Consider the following 16,386-nt stretch of genomic DNA (forward strand, 5'->3'; position numbering starts at 1 on the left):
ATTGCGCCGGGAGAAACGCCGCTCATTGCAGGTATTGGTGCCCCCGCAAATGCTCCGCCAGCACGTCGATGAACTTGCGCACCTTCGATGAACCGAACTTGCTTTCCCGGTGCACGAGGTGCACGGGCCACGGCGCTTCTTCGTGCTCGTCGAGGATAATCCGCAAACGCCCTGCGGCGACTTCTTCGGCCACCTGGTACGACAGCAGCCGGCAGATGCCCAGCCCGGCGATGGCCGCGTCGATGGCCGCGTCGTTGCTCGATACCGTAAGGCGGGGCCGCAGGCGCACGAGCGTGGGGTCTTCGGCGGCGCCGAACTTCCACTCCACGCGCGGCGAGATGCCGGTGGCGGCGATGACCGTGTGACGCTGGAGGTCCGCCGGATGCGACGGCATGCCGTGGCGCGCCAGATAATTCGGCGCGGCGCACAGCACGCGGCGCACCTGGCCCACGCGCAGCGCCTTCAGGCTGGAATCGGGCAAATGGCCGATGCGCACCGCCACGTCGATGCCTTCGTCCACCAGGTTGACGATGCGGTCCAGGAACAGGGCCGACACGTCCACCCCGGGGTACTCGTCCAGGTAGCGCACGATGCAGGGCATCACGAACTTCTTGCCGAACAATACGGGCGCCGTCACCGACAGGTTGCCCTTCGGCGCGGCATTCACGCCGGCCGCCGCCTCGTTCGCCTCCTCGATGCTGGCCAGGATGGCGCGCGTGTCGTCCAGGTAGCGCTGGCCCGCCTCCGTGAGCCGCACGTTGCGGGTGGTGCGCAGCAGCAGCCGCACGCCCAACTGCTCCTCCAGCCCGGCAATAGCGCGCGTGACGGCGGCTGGCGACAGATTGAGGCGACGCGCGGCCGCGGCAAAGCCCTCCTCCTCGCCGACCGCCACGAACACGTTCATCAGGTGAATCTGGTCCACGCATTTCTCCCCGCGAAATGATGTCTTGCGCCGGATGGCGATTCCACCGTTGCTGATTATTTCGCAGAATGACGTCATCGGCAATTCAATCGCCGCATTCCTGCATACGCCGGAATGCCGGCACCACCGGGAGAACAAGATGAGCGACATGGCCTTCCATGATGGCGAGCGCAAGGTGCAGGCGCTGGCCGGCGAGACCGCCATCGCCAACCGCAACGTCGCGATGCTGTCGGACACCGTCATCGGCGGCGCCCGGCCCTTCATCGCGAAGCAGTCCATGGCGGTGCTGGCGAGCACCGATGCCGAAGGCGCCATGTGGGCGTCGGTGGTGTTCGGCGAACCCGGCTTCCTGCACACGCACGATGGCCGGTCGATCACGATCGACGTGGCGCGGGAGGACCGCGATGCCGCCGATCCAATCTGGCACAACATGACCGCCGGCGCCGACGTGGGCATGCTGTTCATCGAACTGAGCTCGCGCCGGCGCTACCGCGTGAACGGCACCGTGCTGCGCATCGATGCGCGCGGCGCCGAAGTGGCGATCCACGAGGCTTATCCGAACTGCCCGAAATACATCCAGCGCCGGCAACTGCACCAGTTGGAGGAGCCAAGGCGGCCCGCGCGCGAGGTGGCCGAGGGCACGGTGCTGCGCGGCGGCGTGACGGACATCGTGGCGCGTGCCGACACGCTCTTCGTGGCCAGCCGCCATGCCGAAGCGGGCGCCGATGCGTCGCACCGGGGCGGCCGGCCCGGCTTCGTGAAGCTGGTGGACGAGCGCACGCTACGCATTCCCGACTACCCCGGCAACAGCATGTTCAACACCCTTGGCAACATCGAGGCGGACGGCCGCGCCGGCATCTGCATCCTCGATTTCAACGGCGGCCAGGTGCTGCAGCTGACTGGCACGGCGGCCGTGTTGACGGACCAGGATGATCCGCGCGGCGAAACAGGCGGCACGCGGCGCTTCTGGGAATTTACGGTGAACCGCTGGATCCTGCGCGCCCTGCCCTGTACGATGGAATGGCAATACGTGGATGCTTCGCCCTTCAATCCCGTCGCCTGACCACCATGCCGCGGGGCGGCTGGCGCCGTAACCTTTTTCTTTGAACAGGAGATTGTCGATGACGACTGAAATCGAACCCCGCCCGCCACTGCCGCCCTTTACGCGGGAGAGTGCGATCCGGAAGGTGCGGCTGGCCGAGGATGGCTGGAATGCGCGCGATCCCGCGAAGGTCAGCCTGGCCTATACGCCGGAGAGCCGATGGCGCAACCGCTCGGAATTCGTCAATGGCAGGGAGGAGATCGTGCAGATGCTGTCCCGCAAATGGGCGAAGGAGCTGGAGTACCGGCTGATCAAGGAGCTGTGGGCGTTCGACGGGAACCGGATCGCCGTGCGCTATGCCTACGAGTGGCACGACGATTCGGGCAACTGGTTCCGGTCATACGGCAACGAGAACTGGGAATTCGACGAGCACGGCCTGATGGCACGGCGGTATGCCTGCATCAACGACCTGCCGATCAGGGAAACCGACCGGCTGTTCCGCTGGCCGCAGGGGCGGCGCCCTGATGACCATCCCGGGTTGAGCGAGCTGGGGCTTTGAAGAGCGCGGCAAAAACCGGGGCAAAAGTCGGGGCAAAAAAATGGCCGGTGCGTGGCACCGGCCGAAGTCCAATTCTGTGAAGAGTTGGAGGAGACAGGAGCATCTTCGCATCTGCAACGAACGCACGCCAATTGATTGTTCGGATAGCTTTCATCACCGTTGTGAATAGTTGAAAGCGATTCATCTGCTTGCCTGTTACGCGCGAATCGCGGCTGGCGGGATGACGGCTTTAGGTTGTCTGGCGGGCGGAAGAGATCACTTCCAGGCAGGTGCACCTGGCGGGCGCACCCAAAAAAAAAGCCGGCTTGGAGCCGGCCTGAATTCCAATTCAGTAGAGAGTTGGAGGAGACGGAAGCATCATCCCATGCCAGGGCTCATTACGCCAATTGACAATCGGGATAGTGCTTATTAGCGCGGTGAATGATGCCATCCACGGAGCGGCCCCCTCCCTCCAGTGCGATCAGCCCTTGATGAACGCGAGGATATCCGCGTTGATCACGTCCGCATGCGTGGTCGGCATGCCATGCGGGTAGCCCTTGTAGGTCTTGAGGGTGCCATTCTTCAGCAGCTTGGCCGACAGCGGGCCGGAATCGGCATAGGGCACGATCTGGTCATCGTCGCCATGCTGCACCAGCACGGGCAGCGAGATCTTCTTCAGGTCTTCGGTGAAGTCGGTCTGCGAGAACGCCACCACGCCGTCGTAATGCGCCTTGGCCCCGCCCATCATGCCCTGGCGCCACCAGTTCTGGATCACGCCTTCCTGCGGCTTCACGCCCGGGCGGTTGAAGCCATAGAACGGGCCGGATGGCAGGTCACGGTAGAACTGGGCGCGGTTCGTGGCGACCTGCTGCTGGATGCCGTCGAACACGTCCTTCGGCAGGCCGCCGGGGTTGGAGGCCGACTTGACCATCAGCGGCGGCACTGCGGCGATCAGCACCGCCTTCGCGGCGCGCGACTCGCCATGGCGCGCCAGGTAGCGCACCACCTCGCCACCGCCGGTGGAGTGGCCAACGTGGATCGCGCCCTTCAGGTCCAGGTGCTTTACCACGGCTGCCAGGTCGTCGGCATAGTGGTCCATGTCGTGGCCGGTCGCCACCTGGCTCGAGCGACCATGGCCGCGGCGGTCGTGGGCGATCACGCGGAAGCCCTGCGCCACGAAGAACATCATCTGCGCATCCCAGTCGTCGGAACTGAGCGGCCAGCCGTGCGAAAACACGATCGGCGTGCCACTGCCCCAATCCTTGTAGAAGATCTCGACGCCGTCCTTGGTGGTGACCGTGCTCGTTGCCATGTGCGATTTCCCTTTCTTGGTTTGCTGTGCGCCCGCCGCGGCATGGGCGGGTGCGATTGAACTCATCCAGGCCAGCGGCAAGGCTGCCGCGCTGCCGCTGGCGAGGAGGATTTGCCGCCGTTTCTGGTCGATGTCCTTGTTCTGGTCTGTCATGGTGTGGTGCTCCCTGTTCTGGTTGGTCCATTGGCGTGCGCCGCGGTTGCCAATGCACTCATTGTCCGGGCGAAGGTTCAGCAAGGGTAGCCACCAAAGGTATAGGTTGGAACGCATCGAAGGGAGTGGTGGGCGCTGAACTGCAACGGGTCTTCTGTGATTTTCCATTAGCAATTATTTTTGCTAACATGAACAAAAAATCTGTACCCGCGTCCCGCGTCGTTGAATAGATGCGGCCCAGCTCGAGTGCCAAGGCTTTCAGCGAAAACACCCCCGGCCTCGGCATCCCTTTCACTAATGCAGAACGACCATATGCCCGGCTCGACATTCCAGACCAATCCCCATCGCCTCAAGACCTTATTGGAAGACTGCCACCGCGGCGCCATCCAGCTTCCTGATTTCCAGCGCAGCTGGGTGTGGGACGAGGATCGGATCAGGAGCCTGATTGCATCGATATCGCGAGCGTTCCCGGTTGGCGCCCTGATGACGCTGGATACGGGTGGCGATGTGAATTTTAAGCCGCGGCCGGTGGAAGGCGCAGCCACGGAGGGACGGATCGTTTCTCCCCACTCGCTGCTCCTGGACGGCCAGCAACGCATGACCTCCCTGTACCAGGTAACGCTGCGCGGCAAGGTGGTCGAGACCGTGACACCAAAGAACAAGAAGGTGAAGCGCTGGTTCTACATCGACATCCGCAAGGCGCTGGATGTCATGTGCGACCGCGAGGAAGCCATCATCGGCGTGCCTGAAGACCGGGTGCTTCGAACGGATTTCGGGCGGGAGGTCGTTCTCGACTTGTCCACGCCGGAAAAGGAATATGCAGCGTGGATGTATCCGGTGTCGCAAGTGTTCGAGTGGGACGACTGGCAGGATGGCTTCGGCGATTACTGGTCGGGCGAGATCCATGCCGAAGCACGCAGCACGTTCCGTGAATTCAGGAGAACCGTGCTGGAAAACTTCAAGGATTACCAGGTGCCGGTGATTGCCCTGGACCGGAATACGACGAAGGAAGCGGTTTGCGTTGTATTCGAAAAGGTGAACACGGGCGGCAAGCCACTTGATGCGTTCGAGCTGGTGACCGCGATGTATGCGGCGGACGGCCATGAGCTGCGCAAGGACTGGTATGGAGACAATGCGCACAAAGGGCGGCATCAACGCTTCATCGACACGCTTCGGCTTGCCGACGCGAGTCCGGGAATCATCGCAAATGTCAGCAATACTGACTTCCTTCAGGCGGTTTCCCTTTTCTACACGCTCGATCGCCGGCTCGACGCTGAACGTGCGGGAAAAACAGGCAAGGAACTACCCGCGGTAACTGGCAATCGCCAGGCCTTGTTGAACCTGCCGCTGGAGGCTTACAAGAAATACGAAAAGCAAGTGGAGAAGGGTTTCCTGCAGGCGGCCAAATTCCTGCACATGCAGCACATCTACCGCATTTTCGATCTTCCCTATCAGTCGCAGGTCGTGCCGCTCGCGGCCATCCTCGCGAAAATCGGCGACGCCTGGGAACATGATACGCACCGCGCCAAACTGGTACGGTGGTACTGGAATGGCGTATTCGGTGAACTTTACGGTTCCGCTGTGGAATCGCGTATCGCGCGCGATTTCGTCGAAGTGCCGCGTTGGCTGCAAGGCGGCCCCGAACCTTCCACGGTCAGCGAAACCATCTTCCGCTCCGACCGGTTGAAGACCATGCGAATGCGACTTTCGGCTGCCTATAAAGGCGTGAACGCCCTGCTGATGAAAGAAGGTGCGCAGGATTTCCGTTCCGGGCAGGCATTCGACCATACGGTATTCTTCGGAGAGAACGTCGACATCCACCATATTTTCCCGCAAGACTGGTGCAAGAAGAACGGGATCGAACCCGCGGTCTTCGATTCCATCATCAACAAGACGCCATTGTCTTTCCGGACCAACCGCATCATTGGCGGCGCCGCACCCTCCGGGTACATCGCCAGGCTCGAGACCGGGGATGATCAGACACCGCCGATCGACGCCAAGCGGCTTGATGGCTACTTGCGCTCCCATCTCATCGACCCCGCGCTGATTCGCAGGGACGACTTCGAAGGCTTCATGGAAGACCGGCAGCAACGCCTTCTCGGTTTGATCGAACAGGCGATGGGGAAGAACGCCTATGCCGGCGAGGAGCGCGAGGAAGGAATCGACGCCGGCGAAGACGCCGATGCGATCGAAACCGGGATGGTTATGGCGGGCCCGGCATCGTAGCAGCCTGGTTCGGGCGTGACCGAGGGTGCGCTGTGCTTCGTCGAACCGGAGTACCACCCTGTAGCGGGCGGCCTTTCTCTGCAACGCGCCTTCGTCGCCGCCCGGGCATTGGCAGAGAACATTCTCGAAAAGCGGCAGAGCGATTGCCGGTGCCCGGCTGTTGAGTTCGGCCCAGGCCCGGTCGATGGCGGTGTGATCGGCGCACGGGCCGGCTCCAGGTCCGGCTTCCCGGTCAGCGAATTCCCCCCCATCAGAAGGAACAGTCGAAGACACCGCGCTCTCTCAGTCTCGGCCCCTTATGCGTCAGGGCAGACACGCGGCGAAGGGCCCAGCGGACTTCGCGAAAATGGCGCACTGCCCGACTGTCGCGCCGATCCGACAATGTTTCAAAACTTGAATCGTTCCCGGGCTGATTGCTTACAATGGCCCGGCGGCTGCCGCACCGCCGCAACCGCCCCGCCCTCTCTCCGACCAGTAAAAAAAACGCCCATGAAAATCCGCCCGCCTGTCGTGTTGCGCCGTTCACTCGTTGCCGTCTGCATCCAGGCAGCCGTGTCTCCCCAGGTGGTATCGGCACAGGAAACGAGCCAGGACAGCCAGATCGAAGTGGTGACGGTGACGGCGCAAAAGCGCAAGGAAGATCCGGCCAAGGTGGCCATGAGTATTTCGGCCGTGAGCGGCACGCAGCTGCAATCGCAGCATGTGAACGACATCACCGACCTTACGCGCATCGTGCCCAACATCTCGTTCACCGCCGCCACCGGCAATGGCGGCGCAGGGCCCGGCACGTCGAACATCGAGGTGCGCGGCATCAGCTCGGGCGCCGGCGCGGCCACGGTCGGCATCTACCTGGGCGACGTGTCGCTCACGGTGGGCAATGTATACACGATGGGCGCGGTGGAGCCGAAGTTCTTCGACATCGACCGCGTGGAAGTGCTGCGCGGCCCGCAAGCCACGCTGTATGGCGCCAGCTCGATGGGCGGCACCATCAAGTTCGTGCCGAACGAGCCGGACCTGCGCGACCGCGAATTCGACACCTATGCCGAAACCTCGTCGCTGCGCGGCGGCGGCATCAACTATTCGGCATCGGCCGTGGCCAACCTGCCGCTGGTCGCCAACGAGCTGGCGCTGCGCATCGGCGTGCAGTCGCAGCGCGCGGGCGGTTTCATCGACCAGGTGGACGGCGCAGGCGCCGTGCTGGCGAAGGACATCAACCGCGTGGACGACGAGGAAGTGCGCGTGGCGCTCAAGTGGAAGCCCACCGCCGCGCTGACGATATCGCCATCGGTGTACTACCAGAAGGTGGATGCCAAGGATATCGCGGCGTTCAACATCGAATTGCCGGAATGGCAGGCGCAAAAGCAGGTGCGCGAACCCTCGAAGGACATCCTGCAGACAGCCACGGTGCTGGTCAACTGGGACATGGGCTGGGCCGACCTCACGTCGAGCACGAGCTACTTCAAGCGCAAGTTCGACCGCACCCAGAACGGCTCGGCCTACAACAGCTATTCGCTGTCGACATTCCTCACATCGACGGAAGATGGCGGCACGGCACCACCCGAACTGATCGAGGCCATCGCCGGCCTGCCCTCCGCCGTCTACCTGAACAACCGGGTGCGGCAGGTATCGCAGGAGCTGCGCCTGGCATCGCGGCCCTACGATGCCGCCGTGTCGCCGTGGACGTGGCTGGCGGGCCTGTATGTCTCCAACCAGCACACGAACATCAACGAGAACGACCCGATCTTCGGCGTGAACGACACGTTCGCCCGGTTCGGCTTCAGCAGCGCCGACCCGGACCTGCTGCCGGACGCGCGGCCCAACGCCTTCCCGAACGACAATGCCTTCATGGGCATCTTCCACTACCACGAGAAGCAAAGCTCCGTGTTCGGCGAAGCGAATTACTACTTCACGCCGACGCTGCATGTGACGGTGGGCGCGCGCTACCTGAAGGGCACGTCCACGCTCGACCAGCAGAATGGCCTGTACCTGGCCGGCGCCGGCAACACGGGCAGCGCGCGCCTGTCGTCGCACGCATTCATGCCGAAGTATGCGGTGACGTGGGAAGTGGACCCGGCACATACCGTCTACAGCACCGTGGCCAAGGGCTTCCGCCTGGGTGGCTCGAACGTGTTCGTGCCGCCCACCACCTGCGGGCCTGACCTGGAAGCGAACGGGCTCTCCGAAGGCCCCGCGACCTACGCGCCGGACAGCTTGTGGAACTACGAGGTGGGCAGCAAGTCGCGGTTCCTGAACAACCGGCTCTCCGTGAATACGGCGCTGTTCTATGCGAAGTGGAAGAACATCCAGCAAGGCGTGTACCTGCCGACCTGCACGTACACCTACAACGCCAATGCCGGCAATGCCGTCAGCAAGGGCATCGAGATCGACATCAAGGCCAAGCCGCTGCCGGGGCTGACGTTGAGCGCGGCCGGTGGGTATGTGAATGCTGAGCTGTCAAACGACGAGGGTATCCGGAACGGCGTGATCGGCGCGGTGCGCGGGGCAAAGGTGCAGGGTGTGCCCAAATACAATGCCTCGGTCCGCGCCCAGTACAACTTTGCGGTTGGGGAAAACATGAGCGGGTTTGTGGCCGGTGGCGTGCAGTGGGTGGGCTCCAGCAACGGCTCGTTGAACCCGGAATTGCTCGATTATGAGCGCCCGTCGTATCACACTGCCGATCTCAGCGCCGGGTTGGCGTTCTCGCGGTACAAGCTGAGTGTGTTCGTCAAGAATCTACTGGATGACGATACGGTGATTCAGCATCCGCAGGTGGCGTCGATCGTGCAGGGGTATCGGGTGGCGCCGCGGAGTATCGGGGTGAGTTTGGGGGCGAAGTTCTAATGTAGCCGACCGAGATGCGGAACTACACTAAGTCTAAGTCCAATGCGAAAAAGCGCAATATGCCACCTTGCCAAAATTAAGACGGGTGATTACGGTATTGTAACCGCTCGTCGCAACTAACGCGAAATGCGGTTACTTTGGCACAACTACCTATCAAGATAAACGGGAATTTGGTAGATCTCGCCGTTTTAGACGGCTATCCAGAATAGATCAAATTCATTTATCCGTCACCTTTCTCATTTAGTAAGGAAATTTTTTCCTAATTTCCTACAGGATATTTTGGTTCGTAGACATCTCGCGCCCACAACTGAGCATTTCGTTTAGCATCACACTCGCCTTGCCACTGGAAAATTTTTACAGGTTTGACAACCGGATACTTTCCCTTGGAAATTGCTGTACTGGTGTCATACCACCCGACTGGAGTAGGTCCTCTTGGCTCATTATAGGGATCATTAGGCTCAATCTTACATGCATCGGCAATAACAGAGGGCCACCTCGGCGCAGAACACGTCCATAAAGCAATTACACGGTAGGCAGCTAATAATAAAAATACTGGCATCCCCGCAATCCTAAATGCTGGACTCGCATTGAAATCAATCTCATAAACGCAATAAAGAAACGATTCCATTATAGTTTCCTTTTCAGTAAGATAAAGGCAAGGCTTAGGAAGCTCATCAGGCCCAAACTTCATAAACCAACACCAGTAGTTCCATTGCGCAAGAAGTTCTTGAAGGCCCTCTTCGCCCTCCCAATCCCGCCCAATCGTAACGGTCTTTTCGATTAACCCTTTGGAATCGATCTTGTAATATTGTATCCAATAATGGAATCCGTCATCTGAAGCACGGTGAACACAAAAAAATGAATTCTCACTCCAATCTATTTCTTCCACAGTACTAGCATTTTTTCCGGCAGCATTTCTTGTCGAAGGCCGTACCAGTGCATATATCTTGAGGGCTCTACGGTTAAATCTGATAGGATAATGCGTCCAACCAAAAAATTCTTTCCTTCCAAAAACAAAAACAAATGCCAGGAAACCAAGTACCCCCAGAAGTGGGATGGAGAGCACAATCATTCCGCCTAACGGCCAACCTTTTTCGGCGCACATTTTCAGCATTAACAACGTTGCCCAAGTTAGACCTGCAGCCATGAGAAGTGCTGTCAGCACACCTCCGGCATACCATTGCCTAATCATATGACACTGCTCAGTAGTTTCCAAAAAAGTTGAGTTGCATCTAAAGGTTGTAGCGCTATCCTTACATTCTGGGCCAGCCCAGCTGGAAATTGAAAGTCTATGAGCGTAATCCCATTTTGGAACTGGTTGGCCAACTTTAGGCCCGAGAATTCGAGAGTCCATGTCAACCTGCCAGTGCGCCATTATAGGCAATCAGTTCCTCATCAAGGCTACTATATCGCTTATGCTCCCCGCTAGAGCGCTGGCTGCTAAAGTAGCATCGTCCGATCCACTTTTTTACAGGAGCAGGGCGAAAAACTCCGACGAGCAGCCCTAATATAAGTGTCAGAGCAAATAGCGGCCAGAATATTGCTGAAGCCAGGAAATATCCTGCGACAGCCAGTGCTGCGGACAAAACCCCACTTGCCGCATAAATACTTCCCAATACCCAATCACCTTCATTGTAAGCGTCTGCAGCATTCATAATATCAAACGCTGCATTCGCTACTCCTGCCAAAGCACCAAAAATCTTCGCACACTTTACTGCTTTTTTAGCAGCACCTTCTGTGATTGCCCAATGAGCGAAAATCGCTTTTGATAACGGATGCTCCGGGAATTTTTGTAATGTACCTGCTACGGTTTCCAGCAGCGCCGAACTTAACGCCACCGATGCAACAGCGACCTTTAGACTCTGCTTCGTCCTATCTAACTCATCGATTCGTTTAAGATCTTCGTTCGTAAAAAATAGAGCGCCGAGTTGAAGAATTACTCCGACAACGCCAGTATTAAAGTCACTATTTGCCCCAAACCATTTCTTCAAAAGTTCATGACCTGGAATGCCTATGGGCTTTAATGAGCCAGATTGAATTCTTCCATCGGACTCCAACATTTCAATATCTAACTCAAACGCACAAATAGTAGGCGAAGCTGGATACTTCGGCAAAGCCCGTTTAGCTTCTTTTCGCGCAGAAGAACGGACGCCCCGTCGGTTCTCAAGAAATTTGACGCCTTGACTCTCAGCGCTTTTTATAATCCACTTAGACAAATCAGATTTGGATAGGTTACTGGGCTTAATAAATGTTCTCGCCTGAAGCGTCAACCCAGCGATTGCCAAGTTCCGCATGATGAAATTGCTCCCCTGTCCTAATGCGCGCGCTAAAATCTTAGCTGTTGTCAAAGCAAGACTATCTACTAGTCGCGCAGCCTCGTCCGCAGCAACACGTCCGAGAACGCCCTTGTATATACTTAACAAATACTTCGGCTTGAAGTCCGAACCGCGTATTTCCATCTCCGCAGCCGCCAATATTTCTTTTTGATTATAAAGTAAGGCACGTCCATATAGATTTCTCGTATCAACCAAACTCCCCGACGCCATCCAGTTTTCCAATATTGATTGGCACCGTTCAACAGAAACAGCTTTACCAATGCATTGCGATAAGGACTCTCTGAAGGCATAACCGCTTCGAAGATCAGTCTCATCGTGCGTACCTGCCATCCACTCACTCAATTGTGTACTTGTCAGCCATGAACAGTGCAGATTCGAAATCCTCGACCCTATAGGCTCATACTTTTTGACTGCATTGTGATAACGCTCCGGAAACGATTTTATAAGTGCGTCATCAAGTAAGCTTCCACCCTCGGGATGGGTTAAAATATCTTTCCAAGCTTCTTCCTGCGCCGCGAGTATTCGCCCCTCTTTGGAATTCCCATATTTCTTCCTTTCTGCTTTTTGCTGTTCAGCATACTTACTTATTCCACCAGCTCTCATCATTTTCCACATTTTACTCATGGCGCCTCCATGCGCTACTTCGGGGCTAAGTTCGCCAGCTCGTTCCAAGAGGATTTCCCCCTCTGTACTAATACGAGCGTCTTCGCGAACCGTATTCTCCAGGGAATAAATCAGTTGAGTGCAGATTTGACCGCGGTACATTTCCTCGTCAAAGCCCGCATGATGAGTTGGAGATGTAAGTTCACTTAAATCATTGGTTATGCCAACGGGATCATTCAATGCAATAATGAAGCCGCCATAGGGACATTGCTCCTGGAGCACATTCTTTAAGTTCTGACCTCGATCATGCAGCGAAGCTTCTCTATCTGGCGATGAGTTACTGTATGCAAATGCCTTTTTCTGCGCTGAGTTATCGCAGGTAAAATGTGGAATGACGCTATAATTCTCTTGAAATTTGGCAGAATGCGGTGCCTTACCAGCAAGCATCATTTGCCCATCTATACATTGCATGTGTTTTTTTCGCCAACCGGCGTTTTGGATATTGGCGACAGTAGTTTTCGTCCATAGCACATTTGACCATCCCAACCATATATTTCCGAGTATTTCACAGTCTGCCGGCCCGACATCTATACAATAGGAAAGTGCGACCTTGACGCGATCCATACAGCAGCGTATCGAAGAATCCGGATCGAAAACTGGGGCATATTCAACAGGAAACTCCCAGAGAGCACCTGTCGAAAGTACCATATAAGCTTTTAGCCGCTTTTGTTTTTCCTCGTAAGTGTAAAGATAACCAGTCCGCAACTTTCTAAGTGTGTATTTGGCAGGAGTTATATCCTCTGGCCCGCCAATGATTTTAAAATTTCCTGAGATTCCCGGAACTTCAGACTGTCCATTTGGGCAGGCGACAGCATATCGCACAGGGTATAGGAGGATCCCTTTTCGATCGCAGTAGCTACAGTAAGAATTTTTCATTTCAATACTCCCGTTTCATTAAACTTTACGTTCATATTTTCGATATCTTCGTGCGTAATACTGCGCAACATTTGGCCCAACGTTATTTCTCGATTTCGCAACTTTTCCCACCTTGAAAGAAGCTCATGATGTGTTCGAAATATCTTCTGATAACGCGTAGAAAAATACGCAAACTCTACACAATCTTCGTTGCTATCAAGATGGACATAGCGGACAACTTCAGAGATTGCCTCGATAGAGTGACGAAGCTCGTCGAGGCAGTGGGCTGAGGTCGCATCCCTGGTGTGCAACCGTTCGTGAACCTGACTGAATAATCTGCTTCTTTTCAGTATTTCCCACTGTGAGTTAGTTGGCCATCCATCGCATAAGTCAGCAATTGACGGCTGAAAAGATCGAGTGCGCTTGGCGCACCACCATTGCCTGCGCCAGACAAATGTCCAGCTTTCGACTTCCCCAAGAAGCGCATTACCTTGTTCATCATTAAAAAGATGGGCGGCGAGGACAAATACTCGAGGATCGTAATAACGCCAAATTACTTGACCACCATCCGGTGCGTGGCCAAGAATGAGTCTCGCTATGGAGTTCGCAAGCTCTTCACTATCGCTATCACTTTGCAGCCAACCGCAAACGACTGGTGGATGCTCTTCAGATACCGCCTGTGTCACCATTTCCGACACGACTTTCTGTTTGGAAGCTGTAAGCTGATCAAGCTTCAATAACCGTGGCATTGAAGCTTCTGATGCCCATAAAAACGGTGGCACGCAGGGATACGTTTCTGGCAGTAGCTCCCGCATGTCGTCTGGCAAGTTCGCTGGCTCGATCAACAGATATCCATGGTCGGGAGCAGGCGATGGAATTTGAGTTGGGGTAATCAACATGGCTCACTCCTCGCTCACAGGAATAGTTGCTGCTCCCATTCCAGCCGCGCCCTTGGCCTGCATTGCACAGGTTTCCGAACCAGGGAACGTCGCCTTCCTTTCCTGCCCCTTCAGCGTCTGGTGATCTGCAGCATGCATTTCGCTGTTGCCGCTGGTATAGCCCTTTATCCCTTCCGCGCTCAGGACGAGTTCACTGCCGCCACCATTGATGCGTATTCCCTGCTTTGCCTTGAGATTGATCCAGTCGGTCGCGCTGATGATTTCAATAACCTTTTTTGCGAGCACTTCCAGCTCAGCGTTCTGCGCCTGGACCTGTACCTTTCCACCTACGGCGATGATCTTCGCGCCGCCTTGGTTGGTGAATATGCTGACGCCAGCGGCGGCACGCACATAAGCGCTTCCCCCTGCCGAAAGGCGCATCCTTTTGCTGCTGACGAGGTCGAGATCGATCGCTGCGCCCATGGCCAGCGATTGACCACTCGTCGCGATCAGTCCATCCGGACCATAGATCGCAACAGTTCGACTTTTCCTTTCGTCGAGTTTTTCCGCATTCTGTATCAAGGTGTTCAGCTCGGCGCTGATTGGCTCATCCTTTGCGAACCGTTCAGCGAGCTTTGACAGCTGCGCCGCCAATTTTTCTATTCCGCCTGCGACCTTGAGCAAGCCCTTCCGGTCCAGTTGCATGCCTTCTGTTCCGCCGCCATTCTCTGCGGTGATGAGGACTCCCTCGATGCCCCTTATAGCGACAGCAAGCTCACTGAACAGCTCAGCCCCGGTTCCCCGCCTTTCCGCGTATCCGTTCTTCCTTGGGTACGTTAAAAAGCCTAGGTTCAGTTGGGACTCTCCATGATCACTGCTCAACTGCGCACTGACCTGCCCTTTGGTATCGTCGAAACGCAACTGATTGCCCTGTCGTCCGCCGCCCACCTCCCGGCTGCAAATTCCGGATAAGTACCGGTTTCCAGGCAAGCCACTCCCCTTGCTCAACTCCGGCGGCATAGCCTGCTGATTGAACATCTGCCCAACGATCACGGGCTTGTCGGGATCGCCTCCCATGAACGCGACTAACACCTCGCTTCCCACGCGCGGCAGGAACAGCGCACCGCACTGATCGGATCCGGCCCCATTCCCCGCCCAGTTGCTGGCCACCCGTACCCAGGCTGAATCACAATCGGTGCCTGCGGCACCAGCACCGCCGGCATGCATATGGTCCTGCTCGCGTGTGGCGGGAAAGCGGATCTTCACCCGCCCCATGTCGTCGCAATGCACCTCTTCCTTCGCCGGCCCCACAACCAGCGCGCTCTGCATGTGCACAGGCGGCAGGTCGATACGCGGGTCATACGCGGGAACGATGGGCACGCCGCGGCGTACGGCCGTGAAGCGCATCTTGACGGGGCGCTTGCCCATGTCCTCGTTAGCCCAGCCACTGCGCGAAAACAGTTTTGCAACGCGGTTGGCAAGATCGCGCGGCAGGTTGTTTTGCATGGCCAGGTGCAGGTCGGTGATGACGAATTCCCGATCTTCAGGCTGGTGGCGATCGATCTCCGGGTGGCCCGCCAGCGCGAAGTATTCGCCGACGCGAAAGTCGCGCACGGCACCTTCGCCCATGAGGCACTTGGTCTCGAAGTCATGGCGGTTCATTGCCAGCTCGCCAAGCGCCCGGAAATCGTCGCGGTCGTCTCCCGCGTGCGGAGACCAGACCTGGTAATCATCGAGCGTGGCGGCGAGGGTGCGTTCGACGGGGCCCTGCTGCAGCCGGCCTTTCGATTCCGCCTGCATGGCGTCCAGCGGCCATGGCGTCTTGTAGTTCCAACTATGCCGCGTTGTCGTCATCGGCTGCAGCGTGCGCACGGCGGTCAAGGTCGTGATGCTGTCGCGTTCTTCGGTGGCCGCGTCGCGGTGATAGCGCACGGTGCCTGCGGCGTTCTCGCGCACGCTTTCGTAGCGGTTCAGCAGGCGCATGCTGTGGGATGGGTAGTGTTTGTCCACATCGGGTTCGAAGATCCACGAGATGCCGCGCCGCCGCAGGATGCGCCGGATGAAGGCGGCATCCGATTCGTTGTGCTGCATCGTGAATTCGCGCTTGGGATACTTCATGTCCTTGAAGATGTTGTCCGTGCTGACATCGAAGCACGGCCCCACCACAGGGTTACTGCGCTGCCATTCGCTGCACAATGTGTTCAGGATCTCCACTTCATCGAGGTTGCGGAACACACGCGTGTTGGTGCGCTTTTCCATCACTGCCAGCATGTCGCGGATCACGAGCTGGTAGCTGGCCAGGCCACCGTCGCTGTCGCCGGCCCTCGCTTCGGTGACCACGCCGCACACGGTGCGCAGCTTGCCGCGGTCGGTCACGATGTCGATCGCGGCAGGCAGCGCGATGAATTCCTTCAGCGGCAGGTTGGCATCGAGCGCCACGCACAGCACGCGGTATTCGAAGCCGCCGCAGAACCATTCATGCCCTTCCACGCGCTGCGGCAGCAGCACGTCTTCCATCATCATTTCGGGGTGATCGAGACGCAGCCGCACGGGGCGGTCGCTGGTGACCAGGTCGCGGTGCGATACGAGTAGATTGACGAATGCATTGAGGAGTTCCATG

10 protein-coding genes are annotated in these 16,386 nt (G+C 57.6%); 4 read left to right on the forward strand and 6 right to left on the reverse strand.

Annotation, left to right across the window (positions count from 1 at the left end):
• Positions 1-22: 22 nt before the first annotated feature.
• The gene (locus EWM63_RS06870; RefSeq protein WP_130185861.1) at positions 23-922 is read right to left on the reverse strand and encodes a LysR family transcriptional regulator; all 900 of its coding nucleotides are present in this window, start codon (positions 920-922) and stop codon (positions 23-25) included.
• Positions 923-1,061: 139 nt separating this feature from the next.
• On the opposite strand from EWM63_RS06870, the gene EWM63_RS06875 reads away from it, so the two are divergent.
• Both EWM63_RS06875 and EWM63_RS06880 read left to right on the forward strand, forming a co-directional pair.
• Positions 1,062-1,985, forward strand: coding sequence for a pyridoxamine 5'-phosphate oxidase family protein (locus EWM63_RS06875; protein WP_130185862.1), 924 nt, complete (start codon positions 1,062-1,064; stop codon positions 1,983-1,985).
• Between the two features lie 58 nt (positions 1,986-2,043).
• A complete protein-coding gene (locus EWM63_RS06880) occupies positions 2,044-2,523 on the forward strand; it encodes a nuclear transport factor 2 family protein (protein WP_130185863.1) in 480 nt (159 codons plus the stop codon).
• A gap of 460 nt (positions 2,524-2,983) precedes the next feature.
• Here the strand turns inward: EWM63_RS06880 and EWM63_RS06885 are convergent, their stop codons facing one another.
• Positions 2,984-3,814: an alpha/beta fold hydrolase gene (locus EWM63_RS06885; RefSeq protein WP_130190238.1), complete on the reverse strand. Its 831-nt coding sequence runs from the start codon at positions 3,812-3,814 to the stop codon at positions 2,984-2,986.
• 450 nt (positions 3,815-4,264) lie between these two features.
• On the opposite strand from EWM63_RS06885, the gene EWM63_RS06890 reads away from it, so the two are divergent.
• Both EWM63_RS06890 and EWM63_RS06895 read left to right on the forward strand, forming a co-directional pair.
• Positions 4,265-6,193 (forward strand): DUF262 domain-containing protein, encoded by a 1,929-nt coding sequence (locus tag EWM63_RS06890; protein WP_229487775.1) that lies wholly within the window; start codon positions 4,265-4,267, stop codon positions 6,191-6,193.
• Between the two features lie 489 nt (positions 6,194-6,682).
• Complete coding sequence (locus EWM63_RS06895) at positions 6,683-9,034, forward strand: TonB-dependent receptor (protein ID WP_130185864.1); 2,352 nt, start codon at positions 6,683-6,685, stop codon at positions 9,032-9,034.
• A gap of 259 nt (positions 9,035-9,293) precedes the next feature.
• Here the strand turns inward: EWM63_RS06895 and EWM63_RS06900 are convergent, their stop codons facing one another.
• The 4 genes from EWM63_RS06900 to EWM63_RS06915 form a co-directional block, all read right to left on the reverse strand.
• Entirely contained in the window at positions 9,294-10,226 is a 933-nt protein-coding gene (locus EWM63_RS06900; protein WP_130185865.1) for a DUF6708 domain-containing protein, read from the reverse strand.
• A 163-nt stretch (positions 10,227-10,389) separates the two neighbouring features.
• Positions 10,390-12,909 (reverse strand): T6SS effector BTH_I2691 family protein, encoded by a 2,520-nt coding sequence (locus EWM63_RS06905; protein WP_130185866.1) that lies wholly within the window; start codon positions 12,907-12,909, stop codon positions 10,390-10,392.
• Positions 12,906-13,787, reverse strand: coding sequence for a DUF4123 domain-containing protein (locus EWM63_RS06910; RefSeq protein WP_130185867.1), 882 nt, complete (start codon positions 13,785-13,787; stop codon positions 12,906-12,908). The genes EWM63_RS06905 and EWM63_RS06910 overlap by 4 nt, the downstream gene beginning before the upstream one ends.
• Before the next feature lie 3 nt (positions 13,788-13,790).
• Complete coding sequence (locus tag EWM63_RS06915) at positions 13,791-16,385, reverse strand: type VI secretion system Vgr family protein (protein ID WP_130185868.1); 2,595 nt, start codon at positions 16,383-16,385, stop codon at positions 13,791-13,793.
• Between the last annotated feature and the right edge of the window lies 1 nt (position 16,386).

It is taken from the genome of Pseudoduganella lutea (assembly GCF_004209755.1).
Classification (GTDB): Bacteria; Pseudomonadota; Gammaproteobacteria; order Burkholderiales; family Burkholderiaceae_D; genus Rugamonas; species Rugamonas lutea.